The 17,378-nt window shown below is 74.6% G+C and carries 15 protein-coding genes; 8 read left to right on the top strand and 7 right to left on the bottom strand.

Annotation, left to right across the window (positions count from 1 at the left end):
* Nucleotides 1–311 precede the first annotated feature (311 nt).
* Both ACFYNX_RS31850 and ACFYNX_RS31855 read left to right on the top strand, forming a co-directional pair.
* Nucleotides 312–1,577, top strand: a complete 1,266-nt coding sequence (locus tag ACFYNX_RS31850; protein WP_388666645.1) for an MFS transporter — start codon at nucleotides 312–314, stop codon at nucleotides 1,575–1,577.
* A complete protein-coding gene (locus ACFYNX_RS31855) occupies nucleotides 1,516–2,856 on the top strand; it encodes a D-arabinono-1,4-lactone oxidase (protein ID WP_365547422.1) in 1,341 nt (446 codons plus the stop codon). The genes ACFYNX_RS31850 and ACFYNX_RS31855 overlap by 62 nt, the downstream gene beginning before the upstream one ends.
* Before the next feature lie 68 nt (nucleotides 2,857–2,924).
* Here ACFYNX_RS31855 and ACFYNX_RS31860 read toward each other — a convergent pair whose 3' ends face one another.
* Nucleotides 2,925–3,926 carry a hypothetical protein gene (locus ACFYNX_RS31860; protein ID WP_388666648.1) on the bottom strand — a complete coding sequence of 334 codons (1,002 nt, stop codon included), beginning with the start codon at nucleotides 3,924–3,926 and terminating at the stop codon, nucleotides 2,925–2,927.
* A gap of 430 nt (nucleotides 3,927–4,356) precedes the next feature.
* On the opposite strand from ACFYNX_RS31860, the gene sepH reads away from it, so the two are divergent.
* The gene (gene sepH, locus ACFYNX_RS31865; protein WP_125666790.1) at nucleotides 4,357–5,415 is read left to right on the top strand and encodes a septation protein SepH; all 1,059 of its coding nucleotides are present in this window, start codon (nucleotides 4,357–4,359) and stop codon (nucleotides 5,413–5,415) included.
* Between the two features lie 132 nt (nucleotides 5,416–5,547).
* Here the strand turns inward: sepH and ACFYNX_RS31870 are convergent, their stop codons facing one another.
* The gene (locus tag ACFYNX_RS31870; protein ID WP_365547415.1) at nucleotides 5,548–6,375 is read right to left on the bottom strand and encodes a sulfurtransferase; all 828 of its coding nucleotides are present in this window, start codon (nucleotides 6,373–6,375) and stop codon (nucleotides 5,548–5,550) included.
* Nucleotides 6,376–6,537: 162 nt separating this feature from the next.
* Between ACFYNX_RS31870 and ACFYNX_RS31875 the strand changes: the two genes are divergently transcribed.
* Nucleotides 6,538–7,308, top strand: a complete 771-nt coding sequence (locus ACFYNX_RS31875) for a VOC family protein (RefSeq protein WP_388666653.1) — start codon at nucleotides 6,538–6,540, stop codon at nucleotides 7,306–7,308.
* A gap of 36 nt (nucleotides 7,309–7,344) precedes the next feature.
* Here ACFYNX_RS31875 and ACFYNX_RS31880 read toward each other — a convergent pair whose 3' ends face one another.
* The 4 genes from ACFYNX_RS31880 to ACFYNX_RS31895 all read right to left on the bottom strand — a co-directional run bounded on the left by ACFYNX_RS31880 (nucleotide 7,345) and on the right by ACFYNX_RS31895 (nucleotide 13,255).
* Nucleotides 7,345–8,715, bottom strand: a complete 1,371-nt coding sequence (locus tag ACFYNX_RS31880; RefSeq protein WP_388666656.1) for a polysialyltransferase family glycosyltransferase — start codon at nucleotides 8,713–8,715, stop codon at nucleotides 7,345–7,347.
* A gap of 3 nt (nucleotides 8,716–8,718) precedes the next feature.
* Entirely contained in the window at nucleotides 8,719–9,684 is a 966-nt protein-coding gene (locus ACFYNX_RS31885) for a glycosyltransferase family 2 protein (protein ID WP_388666659.1), read from the bottom strand.
* Nucleotides 9,685–9,862: 178 nt separating this feature from the next.
* Complete coding sequence (locus ACFYNX_RS31890; protein ID WP_388666661.1) at nucleotides 9,863–12,478, bottom strand: YfhO family protein; 2,616 nt, start codon at nucleotides 12,476–12,478, stop codon at nucleotides 9,863–9,865.
* 159 nt (nucleotides 12,479–12,637) lie between these two features.
* Nucleotides 12,638–13,255: an isochorismatase family protein gene (locus ACFYNX_RS31895; RefSeq protein ID WP_388666662.1), complete on the bottom strand. Its 618-nt coding sequence runs from the start codon at nucleotides 13,253–13,255 to the stop codon at nucleotides 12,638–12,640.
* A 173-nt stretch (nucleotides 13,256–13,428) separates the two neighbouring features.
* On the opposite strand from ACFYNX_RS31895, the gene ACFYNX_RS31900 reads away from it, so the two are divergent.
* The 4 genes from ACFYNX_RS31900 to ACFYNX_RS31915 all read left to right on the top strand — a co-directional run bounded on the left by ACFYNX_RS31900 (nucleotide 13,429) and on the right by ACFYNX_RS31915 (nucleotide 16,611).
* The gene (locus ACFYNX_RS31900; RefSeq protein WP_388666665.1) at nucleotides 13,429–14,097 is read left to right on the top strand and encodes a TetR/AcrR family transcriptional regulator; all 669 of its coding nucleotides are present in this window, start codon (nucleotides 13,429–13,431) and stop codon (nucleotides 14,095–14,097) included.
* Between the two features lie 3 nt (nucleotides 14,098–14,100).
* Nucleotides 14,101–14,469 (top strand): hypothetical protein, encoded by a 369-nt coding sequence (locus tag ACFYNX_RS31905; RefSeq protein ID WP_388666668.1) that lies wholly within the window; start codon nucleotides 14,101–14,103, stop codon nucleotides 14,467–14,469.
* 485 nt (nucleotides 14,470–14,954) lie between these two features.
* A complete protein-coding gene (locus ACFYNX_RS31910) occupies nucleotides 14,955–15,956 on the top strand; it encodes an ArsR/SmtB family transcription factor (protein ID WP_388666671.1) in 1,002 nt (333 codons plus the stop codon).
* A gap of 145 nt (nucleotides 15,957–16,101) precedes the next feature.
* Complete coding sequence (locus tag ACFYNX_RS31915; RefSeq protein WP_388666673.1) at nucleotides 16,102–16,611, top strand: RICIN domain-containing protein; 510 nt, start codon at nucleotides 16,102–16,104, stop codon at nucleotides 16,609–16,611.
* 74 nt (nucleotides 16,612–16,685) lie between these two features.
* On the opposite strand, the gene ACFYNX_RS31920 is transcribed toward ACFYNX_RS31915, so the two are convergent.
* Complete coding sequence (locus tag ACFYNX_RS31920) at nucleotides 16,686–17,336, bottom strand: thymidine kinase (protein WP_125668367.1); 651 nt, start codon at nucleotides 17,334–17,336, stop codon at nucleotides 16,686–16,688.
* Between the last annotated feature and the right edge of the window lie 42 nt (nucleotides 17,337–17,378).

A 17,378-nucleotide genomic window follows, 5' to 3' on the forward strand; every position in this document is an offset into this window, starting at 1 on the left:
CAGGAACGGGACCACGTCGTCCGGGCCCTCGGGACCGCCGAAGGAGAGCAGCAGCAGGGCGTCGTACGGGGCGGGATCGTGCTGATCGGACATGGCACCGATCCTCCCACCCGTCCCCGGCGGCGGGGGCGCGGCCCGTCGGAAGGGGCGGGACGGCGGTCGTCGCCGGCCGTCCGTAAAGGGGGATGCCCCACTCACTTCAACGCCGTAGGCTTTAGCTGTTAACTACACGTGCCCGGCGGTCGCGCGGGGCGCGTGTCGAGTCGTCGCGCGGAGCCAGCTCCGAAGCACGGAGATTTCCGGAGACCCCCTTGCCCAGTCCCTACCGCGCGATCTTCGCGGCGCCCGGAACCGCGTCGTTCTCCGTCGCCGGTCTCCTCGGCCGGATGCCCCTCTCCATGATGGGCATCGGCATCGTCACCATGATCTCGCAGGTCACCGGCCGGTACGGGCTCGCCGGCGCGCTCTCGGCGACGCTCGCGACGTCCGCCGCGGTCCTCGGCCCCCTGGTCTCGCGCCTGGTCGACCGGCACGGGCAGCGCCGGGTGCTCCGGCCGGTGACGCTGGTGTCGCTCGCCGCGGGCGCCGGGCTCCTCCTCTGTGTGCGGGAGGGGGCCCCGGACTGGACGTTCTTCCTGTTCACCGCAGCGATCGGCTGCGTGCCGAGCGTCGGGGCGATGATCCGGGCCCGCTGGGCGGAGATCTACCGGGGCGAGGGACGGAGCCTGCACACGGCGTACTCCTGGGAGTCGATCGTCGACGAGGTGTGCTTCATCTTCGGCCCGATCATCTCCATCGGCCTGTCGACGACCTGGTTCCCCGAGGCCGGTCCGCTGCTCGCCGGGGTGTTCCTCGCGATCGGCGTCTTCTGGCTGACCGCGCAGCGCGCCACGGAGCCCCGGCCGCACCCCCGGCGGGGCGGCGAGCGGGACGCCTCCCTGCTCCGCTCCCCCGGCCTGCGGGTCCTGGTCCTCGCCTTCGTCGCCACCGGCGCCATCTTCGGCTCGGTGGACGTGGTGACCGTGGCCTTCGCCGAGGAGCGGGGGCACAAGGCCGCCGCCAGCCTCGTCCTGGCCGTCTACGCGCTGGGCTCCTGCCTGGCCGGGGCCGTCTTCGGACTGCTCCACCTCAAGGGCGAGCCGTCCCGCAGGTGGCTGCTGGGCGTCTGCGCGATGGCCGTGAGTATGATCCCCCTCCTACTGGCCGGGAACCTGCCGTTGCTGGCCGTGGCGCTCTTCGTCGCGGGCCTCTCCATCGCACCTACGATGGTGACCACGATGGCCCTCGTCGAAGCGCACGTACCGCGCACCAAGCTGACCGAGGGCATGACCTGGACGGGTACGGGTCTCGCGATCGGCGTGGCGCTCGGCTCCTCGGCCGCCGGCTGGGTGGTCGACGCGTCGGGAGCGGAAGCGGGGTACGTGGTGCCCGTCGTCTCGGGCGCGGTCGCGGTCGCGGTGGGTCTCCTCGGACACCGCCGGCTGCGCAGGCCGGCGCCGAACCGGGAGGGGCAGCGTGAGCGGGACGACGACAGCGGGGTCGGGGAGCAGCAGGACGGCGAGCGGTCCGTGGCGTAACTGGGCGGGGAACGTCACCTCCCGCCCGGTCCGCGAGGTGAGCCCGGCCTCGGCCGAGGAGCTCGCCGAGGCGGTGCGCCGGGCGGCCGAGGACGGGCTGCGGGTGAAGACGGTCGGCACCGGCCACTCCTTCACCTCGATCGCGGCCACCGACGGCGTGCTGATCCGGCCGGGGCTGCTGACCGGGATCCGGCGGATCGACCGCGAGGCGATGACCGTGACGGTCGAGTCCGGCACCCCCCTGAAGCGGCTCAACGTGGCGCTGGCCCGTGAGGGCCTGTCGCTCACGAACATGGGCGACATCATGGAGCAGACCGTCGCCGGGGCCACCTCCACCGGTACGCACGGCACGGGCCGCGACTCGGCGTCGACGGCGGCGCAGATCCGCGCCCTCGAACTGGTGACGGCCGACGGGCAATTGCTGACCTGTTCGGAGAAGGAGAATCCCGAGGTCTTCGCGGCCGCCCGGATCGGGCTCGGCGCCCTCGGCGTGATCACCGCGATCACCTTCGCGGTGGAGCCGGTCTTCCTGCTCACCGCCCGCGAGGAGCCGATGACCTTCGACCGGGTCACCTCGGAGTTCGACGCGCTGCACGCGGAGAACGAGCACTTCGAGTTCTACTGGTTCCCCCACACCGACAACTGCAACACCAAGCGCAACAACCGCAGCGCGGGTCCCGCCGCCCCGCCCGGACGGATCAGCGGCTGGGTGGAGGACGAGCTCCTCTCGAACGGGGTCTTCCAGCTCGCCTGCTCGCTGGGCAGGGCGGTGCCGCCGGTCGTCCCCGCGCTCGCCAAGGTCTCCAGCCGGGCCCTGTCGGCCCGTACGTATACCGACATCCCGTACAAGGTCTTCACCTCGCCGCGCCGGGTGCGCTTCGTGGAGATGGAGTACGCGCTGCCGCGCGAGGCGGCGGTCGCCGCGCTGCGCGAGGTCAAGGCGATGGTGGAGCGGTCGCCGCTCAAGGTGAGCTTCCCGGTGGAGGTGCGCACGGCCCCGGCGGACGACATCCCGCTGTCCACGGCCTCGGGCCGGGAGACCGCCTACATCGCCGTCCACCTCTACAAGGGGACGCCCCACCGGGCGTACTTCACCGCGGTGGAGCGGATCATGACGGCGCACGGCGGCCGCCCCCACTGGGGCAAGCTGCACACCCGCGACGCCGCATACCTCGCCGAGGCCTATCCGCGCTTCGCCGAGTTCACGGCGCTGCGCGACCGGCTCGACCCGGACCGGCTCTTCGCCAACGACCACCTGCGGCGGGTCCTGGGCGACTGATGCGACGGCCGGCGTGTGAAAACGGCCGCCACGCGGGTGCGTGGCGGCCGTCTCCCGTTCCTCCGGCGTCATTCGGCTCCGGGCTCCGGGCCGGTGCCGGTGTCGGGTCCCGCCGGCGCCGGGACCGACGGGGCGGTCGGGACGCCGGTCGGTCCCGTGCCGGTGGACGGCTCCCCGGTCGGGAGGGTCGGTGCCGTGGTGGGGCCGGTCGGCACCGGCGCGGACGTCGTCCCGCCGTCGGTGGGGAGGGACGGGGTCGGCTCGGCCGACGGGGTCCCGGTCCCGGTCCGCCCGGTGTCCGGCTGCCCGGAGCTCCGGCCGTCCCCGCTCGGGGTGGGGCCGGGCCCGGAGGTGGCGCCCTCCCCCGGCCGCCCGGTGCCGCCGGAGGAGCCGGAGGGCGCGGGGGTGGTCTCCCCGCCCGGGTCCGGCGCGTCCCGTCCGTCGTGCCCGCCGCCCCGGACGGCCGAGCCGAAGGTCGTGGTCCCCTGCCTACCGCTGAAGTCCTCCCCGGCGACCAGTTCGTAGGTGGTGATGCCGCCCATGGTGACGCCGAAGACCAGGGCGGCGGCGATCGCCGGGCGCTTCCAGCCCCGGACCCGGGTGCCGTGGGTGGTCGCCTCGCCGAACTCCTCCCGCTCGGGGAGGGGCGAGGGGACCGTGGCGAGCAGCAGGGTGGGGTCGTCCCGCTCGGCCGCGGCACGGGCCGCGGAGGCGGGGCCGACCGCGAACGGGACCCTGCGGGCCCTCGGCCTGGCGGCGGCGGTCGCGTCGCGGACCTGCTCGCCGGTGCGCCGGAAGACGTACTGGAAGAACGGGCCGCCGCAGGTCGCGATGACGCTGATCACGCCCGCGCCGATGATCGTGCCGTACACCCCCAGGGTCGAGGCGAGCTTGGCCGCGATGACCGCGGCCAGGGCGCTGCCCGAGACCTGGGCCACGCTCAGGTCGATCCTTCTCCTGCCGCTCTCCTCGTTCTCTTCGTTCCCCTCCCGCTCCTCCGCCTTCGCCTCCTTCGGCTCGTCCGTGTCGGTGTCCGGCCTGTGGCGCATCTCCAACCCCTGCTGACTCATCCGAGTGCCTTGCACCCAGAAGGGACAAATGGGAGAAGGGAATAGTTCCGTTTCCACTCTTTCTGTGAAGAGCGACACGTACGGGGGAAGATCGCGGAGACTCAACTCCCGCACCGCCCGAGAAGTTGGGCGGCGCGCCGGTCCACCCAGGTGGCCCGAATGGAGTACATTGACGAAACCTGGGTCCGGACGCCCTCACGGGTGCCCGGGATCACGGGAAGAGAGCCGGAGACGGCACTCGAACCGGCGGCGCTCGACATCGCGCGGGAACCGGCTGCACAGAGTGACCGCCAGTCACTCCGGGTAGCTAAGAGGTCACCGTGCCATAACGGCGTTCCAGGGTCCACGCCCGACACGCGGGCAACTCGGCAAGGTAGTGGCAGGCTGCACCCGGGCAGGCCACACTCGACTAGCGGAAGCAGCGACGCACGTGACGTCGGCAGGCACCACCCGGGAGGTCCCCATGCCCGAACTGCGTGTCGTGGCCGTCTCCAACGACGGCACACGACTGGTGCTGAAGGCTGCTGACAGCACGGAGTACACACTTCCGATCGACGAGCGGCTCCGCGCCGCCGTGCGCAACGACCGCGCGCGCCTCGGCCAGATCGAGATCGAGGTGGAGAGCCACCTCCGCCCCCGCGACATCCAGGCGCGGATAAGAGCCGGTGCCTCCGCCGAGGAGGTCGCCCAGCTCGCCGGCATCCCCGTCGACCGCGTGCGCCGCTTCGAGGGCCCCGTCCTCGCGGAGCGCGCCTTCATGGCGGAGCGGGCCCGCAAGACCCCGGTCCGCAGGCCCGGGGAGAACAGCGGGCCCCAGCTCGGCGAGGCGGTGCAGGAGCGGCTGCTGCTGCGCGGCGCCGAGAAGGACACCGTGCAGTGGGACTCCTGGCGGCGGGACGACGGCACCTGGGAGGTGCTGCTCGTCTACCGCGTCGCGGGCGAGGTCCACACGGCGAGCTGGACGTACGACCCGCCCCGGCGGCTCGTCCAGGCCGTGGACGACGAGGCGCGGGCCCTGATCGGCGAGACGGACGACACGATCGCCGCCGCGCCGGAGCCCAGCTTCCCGTTCGTGCCGCGCATCGCCCGGCTGCCCCGGGACCGGCCGCTCGACCGCGCCCTGGACCGCCAACTGGAGCGGGCCCCCGCGCCCCCGTCCGAGGGGGAGGACGAGCGGGACTCCCTGACGAGCCTCCTGGAGGCCGTGCCGAGCTTCCGCGGCGACATGGTCGTACCCGAGCAGCCGGACTCCTCCGAGCCCTCGGACGAGCCCGAGGCGGAGGAGCCGCCGGCCCCGGCCGCCTCGGCGGGCGCGGGCGCGGCTTACGCCGACGTCCTCATGCCCCGCGCGGTCTCGGGCCACCGCGACCGCCTCACCGGCACCACGGACCGCCAGGCCGAGGCGGACGGCGTCCGCCCGGGACGGCGCGCGGCGGTGCCGAGCTGGGACGAGATCGTCTTCGGCACGCGGCGGAAGAAGCAGGACTGACCTTCGTACGGAGACGTACCGAGGTGTACGGAGAGGGCCCGCGCCGTCGTCACGGCGCGGGCCCTCTCCGTTCGCGTGTGGACGTCCGGCGGTCGACGGGCCGGGCCACGCGCGTGCGTGGGCCCGGCCGCGCTACCGCGGGTCCGGGCCCGTGGCCACCGGGCGGGACGGGTCGGCGGACCACTCCGACCAGGAGCCGGCGTAGAGGGAGGCCGGGATGCCCGCGATCTCCAGGGCGAGCACCTCGTGGGCACCGGAGACGCCGGAGCCGCAGTAGACGGCGACCGGGGTCCCCCCGGCCGCGCCCAGGGCGGTGAACCGGTCCCGCAGGGCGTCGGCGGCCAGGAAGAGGCCTCCGGCGTCGACGTTCTCGGTCGTCGGGGCCGAGACCGCGCCCGGGATGTGCCCGCCGACGCGGTCGATCGGCTCCACGTCCCCGCGGTAGCGCTCGGCCGCCCGCGCGTCCAGGAGCAGCCCCGAGCGGGCCAGGGCCGCCGCCCCGTCGGCGTCGAGCAGGCCGAGGGCGCCCGGCTCCGGCCGGAAGTCGCCCGGCTCGGGCGCGGGGACCTTCTCCGTGAGCTCGCCCGTCCAGGCCGCGAGGCCCCCGTCCAGGACCCGCACGTCCGGGTGGCCCGCCCAGCGGAGCAGCCACCAGGCGCGGGCGGCGCCCCAGCCGGAGCCGCCGTCGTAGACGACGACCGGCCGGTCCGCCGAGACGCCCGCACGGCGCATCGCGGCGCCGAAGGCCTCCGGGTCGGGCAGGGGGTGGCGGCCGCCGCTCCCGGGCGGGCCCGCGAGTTCCGTGTCCAGGTCGACGTAGACCGCGCCGGGCAGGTGACCGGCCTCGTAGGCGGGCCGTCCGGGCGGGCCGCCGAGCGCCCAGCGGACGTCCAGGAGGACCGGCGGCCGGGCCCCGGCCGACTCGCTCAGCAGTTCGCTTGCGGAGATGATGGGCTTCATGGATGCCATACTCGCGCAGCCGCACGGCCGCGCGGGACGGACCCGGCGTCTTCCCCGCGGAAGCGCGCCACGACGTGGTGCGTCCGGGGCGCACCGCGCCACCACCGGTTTCACCGCCGGAAGGGGGCACGGCCACGACGATGGTCCGAGGAGAGGGTGACGATGACCGAGGCGACTCGGCGCCCACCCGGCGCACCCTGTTGGGTGAGCCTGATGGTGCACGGGCTTGACGCCACGCAGGAGTTCTACAAGGCGCTCTTCGACTGGGAGTTCGTGCCCGGCCCCGAGCAGCTCGGCCCGTACGTCCGCGCCCTGCTCGGCGGCAGGGAGGTGGCGGGCATCGGCCGGCTGCCGGTCGACCGGCACCTGCGCATCGCCTGGACCCCCTATCTGGCCACCGAGGACGCAGACGAGACCGCCGAGTCCATCCGGAGCTGCGGCGGCACCGTCGCGGTGGGCCCGCTGGACGCGGCCGAGGCGGGCCGGATGGCCATCTGTTCCGACCCGACGGGCGCGGTCTTCGGCATCTGGCAGGCGGAGGCGCACCACGGCACGGCGACGGCGGGGCCGCCGGGGACCCCGGTGTGGAACGAGCTGCTCACGTACGAGACGTCGATCGGCAAGTTCTACCGGTCGGTCTTCGGTTTCGAGCTGGAGACGGCCGGCTCGCCCGAGCACGACTACGCGACGCTCTTCGTGGACGGGGCCCCGGTGGCCTCCCTGCACGGCGTCGGCGACGCGCTGCCCCGGGGCCGGGGGCCGCATTGGATGACGTACTTCGAGGTGGCCGACGCGGACGCGGCCGCCCGGCTCGTCGTGGAGCTCGGCGGCCGGGTCGTGTCCCCGCCGCGCGACGGCACGGCGGGGCGGCTCGCCGTGGTGGCGGACCCGGAGGGCGCGGTCTTCACCGTGGTGAGGTCGACCGGGCACTGACCCGGGCGGCCCGCAGGCCCGTTCGGCCGTGGTGGATCAGCCCCGGCGGCTCCGCGCGAGGCCGCGGCGCAGCCGGGACGCGCCGCCCGGGGCCGGGGCCGCCGTTCCGCCCGGCAGGCCGAGCAGGGTCAGCCGTTCGGCGTCGAAGTGGCGGGCGGTGCCGGGGGCGTCGTGGTGGGCGGACAGGAAGCGGATGGCCTCCTCCCGGAGTTCCGGGTGGCTCCCGTGCCGCATGCAGTAGCCGACGGCCCGGACCAGGGGCGTGAGCGAGGCGGGGGCCGGTCCGGGGACGGCGGGCTCCTCGCCCCCCTCCAGGTCGGCGACGAGGTGGTCGACCACGGTGAGCGGGACGCGGTTGCTGTTCTCGAAGGGGGTGAGCCGTTCGAGGACCTCGGCCGTGCCCACGCGCGCGACGGGCACGCCGTAGTGGACGGCGGCGGTGAGCATCGCGGTGGAGAAGCAGCCGACGACGAGCCGGGGCCGGCACCGTTCGTAGAAGGTCTCGGCGAGCAGCGGCCCGTCGAGGACCGTCAGGCGCACGCCGGTCCGCTCCGCCTCCTCGTCGAGGGCCCGGGAGTAGCGGGCGGGAGCGGTCGGGTGCGGCTTGAAGACGATCGAGCGGTGTCCGGCGGCGGCCGCCCCGCGCAGCATCCGCACGTGCAGCTCCTCTTCCTCCTCGGCGGTGAGGAGGCCGAGCGCGGCGAGGTACTGGCCGAGCAGGAGGGCGGTGGGCCCGGCGGCGGCCGCCCGCGTGATCACCGGGTCGTCGGCGGCCTCCTCGGCGATCTCGGCGAGGACGGCCCGGAAGGCATCGTCGGGGACCAGTTCGGGCTCGACGTCGTACTCGCTCAGGAGGAGGGGGCGCAGGCCCGGCACCAGGTCGAGGTGGAGGACCCGCCGGACGCGGCAGGCGATCGACTGCGCGAGGTCGTTGCGGGTGGGGCCGTAGCTCATCAGGCCGTCGGCGTAGACGTGCAGGGAGCTCTCGGGGAAGGTCCCGGCGAGCGCCTTCGCGGGGTTGACCTGGATGGACTCCACGGCCAGCTCCACGGGGGCGTCGCCGAGGTCCCAGGCGGTGCGCAGCACGCGCTGCCAGAGCGGGGCCTCCTCGGGGCGGGGGGCCCAGGCGGCGGGGTGGTACGGGTGGATCGTCTCGTTCCAGTCGAGGGTGCCGTCGAAGCGGGCGGCGATCCGTCCGTAGCCGGTCATGGTCTCCAGGCGCAGCGCGGTCTCCGGGATCTCGGCGTTGTGCGAGACGAGGAGGAGCCGGCGGGCGTCCTCGCGGGGGCCGAACAGCCCGGCGTCGAGGGCGGCGGCCAGGGTGGCGGCGCCGTAGAGGGTGGACACCTGGAAGATCTGGACGGGGCGGGCGTCCCGGACGGGGACGGAGGCCGTGTCGGGGGCCATGGGTCAGGCGGTCCTTCCGGTCTCGCGCAGGCTCCGGAGGAGGGTGCTGCGGCGGGTGTCCATGGTGGCGAGGGTCTCGTCGAGGACCCGCTGCGGCATGCGGCGCATCGCGTCGCCGACGTCGGCGCGCAGTCGCTCGGCGACGGCGGGGTCGTACTTCCCGGCCTTGCCCATGTGGAAGGCGATCATCGCGCAGTACGTGCGGACCGCCTTCGGCAGGAACCGGTCGGCGTCGGCGTCCCGCGCGACCTCGTCGAGCAGGAGGTCGTACGAGGGGATGAAGTCGAGCTGCCGGTTGTCGGTGATCTGGGTGAGCGAGGTGGTGACGCCCCGCCGGTAGAAGACCCCGTGCAGGGAGAGCGCCGCGAAGGTGCGGGCCTTGAGGTGGAGCCGCCAGACCCAGAGGCGGTCCTCGGCGGTCCTCAGGGACGTCTCGAAACGGGACGCGCCGTCCGCGAAGAGGCGCCCGCTGTAGATGCCGAAGGGGACGAAGGGATAGTCCACCATCGTCACCATGCGGGCCGGCGCGATGCCGTCCCGGGAGTCCATCACGGTGTCGCGCCGCTTGGCGGGCGCGTAGCGGATCTGCCGCTTCCGGCCCTCCGACAGGACGTGGTCGGTACGGGCGAAGTCGCAGCCCAGACGGGAGATTCCGGCGACGGCGGCGCTCAGGTGGCCGGGCGCGTACCAGTCGTCCCCGTCGAGGAAGGTGAGGTAGTCGCCGCGCGCCGCGTCGATCCCGGTGTTGCGGGCCTGGGCGACGCCGCGGTTCGTCTCGTGCCGGATGACGGTGGCGTTCGGCAGGCGGTCGCGCCAGCGGTCGAGGATCTCCGGGGTGTCGTCCGTCGAGCAGTCGTCGACCAGCAGGAACTCGAATGCGGGATCCGCGTTGGCGGCGAGGCTGCGCAGGGTGTCGGAGGCGTAGGCCCCGACGTTGTGGAACGGTACGACGACGGACAGTTTCGGCACTCGGGTTCCCCATGCTGGTGCTGGATCGGACTGTTGTCGGGCTGTCGTCGGGCTGTCGTCCGACCGGTGGACGGCGGGTACGGCGTGGACGGTAACGCTCCGTCCCTCCGGTCGAACGAGCCCCGTGTGCATGCCGGGTGAACTCTTCCCGTCCTCCCGGAGAAGCCGGGACGGCCCGTCATCCACGGTTCCGCCCGCGGTGCAGGATCCCCGTCGCCACGAGCGCGAGGAGCGCGGCCGCGCCGACGGCGCCGCCGAGGCGGAGGCCCGGCGGCCGGAAGGAGCAGTGGACCGTGTCCGCCCGCCCGTCGAGGGGGACGGCGACGAGGCCCCCGTACGCGCGCGCGGGGCGGAGGCCGGCGTCTCCGGCGGCGCACCTCCAGCCGGAGGTGCGGGGCACGGCGAGGACGGCGACGCCCGTACTGCCGGGCGGGAGCGCGGCGGTGACGGTGTGTCCGGTGGCGCGGACCCGGGTGGCGCCGGTGGCGGTGAGCCGGTCCACGGCGGCGTCGAGCCGGGCTCGGACCAGGCAGCCGACCGGTTCCCGGGGCAGCCGCGCCCGGCCCTCGGGGCCGAGGGCGATCCGTACCTCGCCGGAGTCCGGCACGGTGCCGAGGGCGCCCATGGGGGCGGTGACGGCGGGCGGCCTGCCGTCGAAGCGCACCGGCTCCTGCCCCGCGAGGGCCGCCGTGCCCCGGTACTCGGGCGCCCAGAACCAGACCTGGGAACCGGCCGGGCAGCGGGCGGTGAGGGTCCGTCCGGTGCGGCGGGGCGCGGGGAGCTCGTACATGGAGGCGCCGAGCAGGCGTTCCTGCCGGGCGAAGGCGGAGTCCCCTGCGGGGCCGGCGGGGCGCGGCGACGGGCGGACGGTGACCAGGGGCGGCACGGGGGTGGTGGTGACGGTGACCGCGGCGCGGGGCGGCGCGTCCTGCCGCACCGGCTCCGTGGGGGTGGAGCGGATCCGGGTGCCGACGGAGAAGAGGGCGTCGGTCACGGGGTTGTCGAGGGTGACCAGGTGCCGGCCCTTGGCGTAGGCGCCGAAGCCCAGGGAGACGAGGGTCCGGGAGGTCGCCTCGGAGGTGAGGCTGCTGTAGTAGTCGGCGCCCTGTCCGCCGACGAGCAGGACGTCGTTGCCGCCGGGGACCTCTCCGGGCTCCGTGCGGTACCGGGGCCAGGCGTCCGCGCGGGCCGTCTCGCGCGCCACGGCCTCGTGCCAGGGGCCGATCCGGGGCGACCAGGCGACCTCGCCGCGCTGCTGCTCCTCGATCCGCTTCCCGGTGACGGCCGCCTCGCCCGCCTGGGCGGCGACGAGCAGGAGGACGGCGAGGAGGGGCAGGAGGCGGGAGGAGCGGGACGGGAGAGCGCCGCCGGTCGTGGAAGAGGCCGCCGGGTCGGGGAGAGCGCCGCCGGTCCCGGAAGGGGCCGCCGGGTCGGGGAGACGGCCGCCGGTCCTGGAAGCCGTCAGGGCGAGGAGGGCGGCGACCAGCGCCAGGAGCGCGGCCGCGCCGAGGACGGGGAAGGTCCACGGGTCGACGTCGACGCTCCCCCGGGCCGCCCACGCGAGGCCGCCGAGCAGGGCGCCGCCCGCGAGGAGCGCGGCCGGCCGGGGCACTCCCCCGGCGACCGAGAACCAGGCCGCGATCAGCAGCAGGCCGCACAGGACGAAGGCCTGGCGGTACGGGACGCCGTTGGGCGAGGCGCCCGCGTGCCAGAGCAGATGGGTGGGCTCCCACTGGAGGGAGAGCGTCACCAGGACGACGGCGGCCGTCAGGGCGGCCCGGACGCGCGGGGCGACGGCCCGGTTGAAGGGCAGCGTCAGGGCGAGGAACAGGGCGGGCGTGCCGATGAAGAGGGCGGGGCTCGACGTGCTCGCGGTGGCGGGCAGGAACCGGGCGAGGACGTCCGTCCAGGCCGCGGGCGCGAAGGTGACCTCCGGGGTGGGGTCGGCGGTCTTCGTGCCGAGGAAGACGACCACGACGAGCGGTGCGGCGAGTCCGACGCCGACGAGGACGCCCCGGGCGGCGCGCAGCGCCCCGGCGAGGCGCTGCCGGGCGGTGGCGGTCTCCTCGGCGGTGAGCAACCGGACGACGAGGACGACGGCCGCGCCGAGGGTCGCCATGTACGCGGTGTAGAAGTTGGCAATCCAGGCGAGGGCGACGACGAGCGGTCCGAGGACGGGGCGGCGGCCGGTGCGGGCCCACTCGCCGACCAGGCAGAGCAGCGGGAAGGCGGCGAGCCCGTCGAGCCACATCGGGACGGTGGAGCCGAAGTTGAAGGTCCAGCCCGAGAGGGCGTACGCGGTGCCGAGCACGGCGGCGACCGGCCAGGGCCCGGGGCGCAGCCGCAGGAGCAGGAGCGCCGTCGCGGCCCCGGCGGCGGTGATCTTGACGGCGGTGACCACGTACAGCGCGAGTTCGATCCGGTCCGCCGGGAAGAACACGACGAGCAGGTCGACGGGGCTGCTCAGATAGGTGCCGATGTCGCCGAGGAAGCCGGCGCCGAAGCCGGAGTTCCAGTTGAGGAAGGCGTCGCCGTGCGTCTCCCCGCGGAGGAAGGAGCGCCAGTAGGCGTGGTACGGCAGGTACTGCTGGCCCAGGTCGACGACGTTCCTGGTCACCGGGCCGAAGGGGTGGCTGCGGGAGAGCGCGGTGGCGAGGCAGAAGAGGACGGCGGTGAGCAGGCCGGCGGCGCCTGCGGCCCGCGCTCCCCGGGCCGGGGTCCCGGCCCGGGGGCCGGGCCCCGCGTCCTCCTCGTCCACGACCTCGTCGAGCACGGTGTCGGCGGCGGGGGGCACGCATCCTCCAGGGGTCGTACGGCGGGACGCCCGGAGGCGGGGTCGTCACGCACGGGCCGACGCCATTACCGCCGAGGCGGGCGACCCGCGACCGAGCGGCAGGAGATGCCCGGGCGCACCCCGGGTGAACTCCCGGTGCCGTGCGCCCTCCGGTACGGGTCAGGCGACCGGCGCCGGGGCCACGAGGTCGTCGACCGTGCGGGCCACGGTGCCGAACAGGTCGGAGACCGTCGTCAGACTCGCCGCCGCCAGCGCGTCGGCCGGCAGGACGGTGCCGTCGGGGGCCTCCAGGGGTCGGGTGGCGGTGGCCTCGGCGACGACGGTCGGGCGGTGGCCGAGCCTGAAGGCGCCCTGGGCGGTGAACAGGACGCACATGTGGGTCATGAACCCGGCGAGGACGAGGTCGCGCCCGGCGCCGAGGTCCTTCAGGGTCTCCTCCAGGTCCGTGGCGTGGAAGGCGTCGGGGAACTGCTTGACGACCACCTTCTCGCCCGCGACCGGGGCGACCTCGGCGCTGATGGAGCCGATCTCGGCCCGGATGTCGTACGGGGTGCCCTCGCCGCCGTCGTTGACGACGTGGACGACCGGGGTGCCGGCGGCGCGGGCGGCCGCGAGCAGCCGGGCGCCGGCGGCCACGGCCTCCTCGGCCCCGTCGAGCCGCATGACGCCGGTGCGGTAGGTGTTCTGGAAGTCGATCATGATCAGGACCGACTCGCTCAGACGCGGCGGCTCCTGGGGGAGGCCGATCACGTCGCGCAGGGTGGTGGACGCGGTCATGGCGGTTCCTTTCGGTCGGGCGGGGCGGCGCCGACGGGGCCGCCCCGTGAACGTTGACGACGCTAACACAGTTCGTAAGCGATGATTACAGGACTGCGTGCGTCGCTGCGAGGTCGCGCACCGGACGGGGGATTCGCCCAGGTCCGGCCTGTTAGCGCTGCTACCGTGGGAGCATGTCGACGGCCCGAGAGCGCATCCTGGAAGCCACCGGGGAACTGCTCGCCACCAAGGACGCGCTGGCGATCTCGACCCGGGCCATCTGCGACCGGGCGAAGGTCGGCATGCCCGAGATCTACCGCCAGTTCGGCGACAAGCAGGGGCTGCTCACGGCGGTGGCCGACCTCGGCTTCGCGCGCTTCCTCGCCGAGAAGCGGCGGAACCCGCTCACCGACGACCCGGTGGCGGACCTGCGCACGGCCTGGGACAGCCACGTCACGTTCGCGCTGCGCAACCCGCACCTCTACCGCCTGATGTTCACGCCGACGGGGGACGCCAAGCCGCAGGCCGTCAAGGAGGCACAGGCGATCCTGCTGAAGGCCGTGGAGCGCTGCCGCGACGCCGGACGCCTGCGCATGCCCCCCGAGCTGGCCGGCCGGTCGATCCTCTCCGCCAACGTGGGCGTGTGCATGATGGCGCTCTCCTTCCCCGACCTCTTCGGGGAGCCCGACACCTCGCGGTCCGTACGGGACGCCGTGATCGGCCGCGTCACCGGCGACGAACGGGAGGACACCCGCATCGCCACCGCGACCGCCCTCGCCCAGGCCCTGCTCGGCACCCTGACGGGGACGGCGCCCGTGAACGCCACCGAGCTCGACGATCTGACGGCGTTTCCGGCGGAATGAACCATGTGCGGGCAGTGGGCCGTGCTCGTCGCCGTCCGGTCCGCCGGGGCCCCGCACCGGCTCCTCGACGTCCTGCCCGTCTTCGACGGTGACGCGCGCGTCGCCGTCCGGTTCGCCCTGCCGTCCGGCTCGGAGTTCACCCTCGACGTCCTCGCCGCCCTGTACGCGGCGGCGCTCGGCCGCTCCGTGGTCGGCGCGTACGACGGCGGGCGCGAGCTGACCCCCTTCCGTCCGACGACCAGCGGCCCGGCCTGCCCGGTGCACTCCTCGACGACCCGGGGGATCCTGTCCTGTTCGGCCGGGCGGTTCTCGAAGTGCGCCAGAGCGGACGGGAGTGGGAAGGGCGTGAGGGACGAGGGGGCCACACCGTGAAGGTGCGGGTGCAGTTCACCGGTACGACCGGCCCGGACAACCACCTCGGCGCGTCCGTCCGTCGTGTGGTACGTGTCCTCGGCCGTTCCCCGGCCCTGCTGACCGCACGGCGTGCTGACGGGGTGACGGTCTTCTCGGGAACGGCTGTGCCGGAGTTCGGGACTTTCCCGTGGCGTGCGGAGGAGTCGGCTCGGGGAGCGCATCCGTGGATCCGGTCACGGCGGCCGCCCTTGCGGCACCGGCCGGAGGGCTCGGCGGCGAGGCCGGCCGTCAGGTGTGGCGGGGGCTCGCCCCTCTCGTCCGGCGCGTCCTCGCCTGGTCCGGTCACGTCCCCACCCCCGCTCCGTCCCCGTTCCCGTCCGGTCACGTCCCCGCCCCGTCCCCGCGCGCTTCGGACGGCCTCTGGCCTGATCGGTCGTTGTGCGACCGCCGTCCCGGCCGCGAGACTGACGTGTGCGAACGGGAACGCGTGGACGGAATGCCCGGTGAAACGGATCCACTTCACTGCCCAGGACCTCATGCGGACCCGCGTGGCCGCGACGATCGGCGCGGCGGCCGAGACGCTCGACAGCGTGAAGCTGCTGCGGGCCCCCGACGCCGGCCTCGCCTTCCGGCGCTGGCAGGTGTCGGTCCGGGGCCGGCTGGACGAGCGGATGCGCCCCCTCGCCGCGTTGCTGCCGCCGCTCGGGCCCGAGGTCGACGTGTGGAGCCTGGCGGGCGACTCGCCGTGCATCGAGGAGGCGGTGGACCGGCTGCTCGGCGCGCCCCGGGAGCTGCTCCGCGTCGAGTTCGAGCACATCCGCTTCCGTCCCGCGCACCGCTCCTGGGCCCGCAACCTCGTGGACGGCGACCGCGAGACCTGGCTCCAGGTCGCCGCGGCGTTGCGGGCCTGCCACGGCGTGACCGTCGCCCCGCACTGGGACAGGGTGCGCGCCCATCTGGCCGACGTCCGCGTCGCACTGGTGAACGCGATGGCCGAGGGCGGGGTCGAGCACCTGCTGAAGACCCTGTGCGGGCCGGCGCTGCGCTGGAGGCCGCCGGTCCTCGAACTGGACCATCCGCACGAGGCGGACGTCCACCTGGACGGACGCGGTCTCGTCATCGCCCCCACGATGTTCTCCACACGGCGGGCCGAGCTGCTGCACCCCGTCCTGGATCCGGCCCGGGCTCCCGTCCTCGCCGTCCCCACCGACCTCGACGCCGTGGCGGGCAGCGCGCTGTGGGGCGGCGGCGACACGTCCACCGGTCAGGCGCTGGAGGAACTCCTCGGACGCACGCGCGCCGCGATCCTGGAGGCGGCGGCGGACGGCCGCGGCACCACCGACCTGGCGCGCCGGCTCGGCATCTCGCCCGCGACCGTGAGCCACCACACCGCCGTGCTCCGCAACGCCGGTCTGCTCGCCACCCGCCGGGAGGGCAAGGCGGTCCTCCACACCGTGACGCCGCTGGGCACGGCCCTCCTGGATCCGGGCTCGCGCCTCCTCTGACCGGGCCGTCCGGGGGCGGACACCACGGCGCCGTTCCGCTGGTTTCGACGGGGCTCGAAAGCTTGGCCCCGCCACCGGTCCCGAACCTACGGTGGGCCCGCGCCGCCGGAACCGTCCGCGGCGGCACGACGAGAGGAGAAGAGAGATGCGTTCGTACGCCTTCCACCAGGGGGCCCTCGCGCTTCTGGCCACGGCCGGGTTCCTCGCCGCCGGCACCACGGCGATGGCGGCGCAGCCGGCGCCCCGGACGGCCGCGCAGTCCGGGACGGGCGCCGACGTCGGCGTCCTGCGCGCGGCCGACGTGGTGCAGACCTTCGGGAACATGGCCACCGGTTCCTGTCTCGACGACAGCCGGCAGTACGGCCTGCGCGGGTACGGCTGCAACGGCGGCGTCTACCAGCGGTGGAACGTGCACGTGTGGAACGACGGCACCCGCCAGTTCCGGAACGTGGCGACCGACGAGTGCCTCTACGACGACGGCGTCACGCTCGACACCCGGGCCTGCAACTCGTCGCGCGAGCAGAGCTGGTTCGTGTACAAGAGCGGCGACCGGGTGACCTTCCAGAGCCAGGCCACCGGCGAGTGCCTGGACGACAGCCAGTACGGGCTGCGGACGATCGGGTGCAACGGCGGCCGCAACCAGACCTGGCGCTGAGCCCGGGACCCGCCCGGCCCGGGAGGGGCCCGTCGGACGGGGGTCGGCGGACGGCCCCCGGCCGGGCGGGGGCGTCAGGCGTGGTTGACGGGGAGGACGTCCGGGGAGAGGGCGCCGGCGCGGGCCGAGGCCGCGGTCATCCGCTTGCGGTGGTGGCGGCGGCAGAGGACCTCGTAACCGATCTCCTCGGCCGGGCGGTTCACGTCGCCGACCACGACCTGTTCGCCCTCGACGACCATCTCGCCACCCACCGTACGGGCGTTGTGGGTGGCCCGGGAGCCGCACCAGCACAGGGCCTCGACCTGGAGCTGCTCTATGCGGTCCGCCAGCTCGATCAGCCGCTGCGAGCCGGGGAAGAGCTTCGTGCGGAAGTCCGTGGTGATGCCGAAGGCGAAGACGTCCAGTCCGAGGTCGTCGACGATGCGGGCGAGCTGGTCGATCTGCTCGGGGGCGAGGAACTGCGCCTCGTCCACGATCACGTAGTCGGCCTTGCCGCCCTGGGAGAGCTGGCCGACGAGGTACGCGTACAGGTCCATGTCCCGCGGCGCCTCGACCGCCTCCGTGACCAGGCCGAGCCGGGAGGACAGCTTGCCCGCGCCCGCCCGGTCGTCGCGGGTGAAGATCACGCCCTGGAGGCCGCGCGCGTCGCGGTTGTGCGCGATCTGGAGCGCCAGGGTGCTCTTCCCGCAGTCCATGGTTCCGGAGAAGAAGACCAGCTCGGGCATGACGGGGCGGTGACCTTTCGGGGCGGGGAGGACGTGGGAGGG

This window comes from Streptomyces sp. NPDC007872 (assembly GCF_042868165.1).
In the GTDB taxonomy this organism is placed as follows: domain Bacteria; phylum Actinomycetota; class Actinomycetes; order Streptomycetales; family Streptomycetaceae; genus Streptomyces.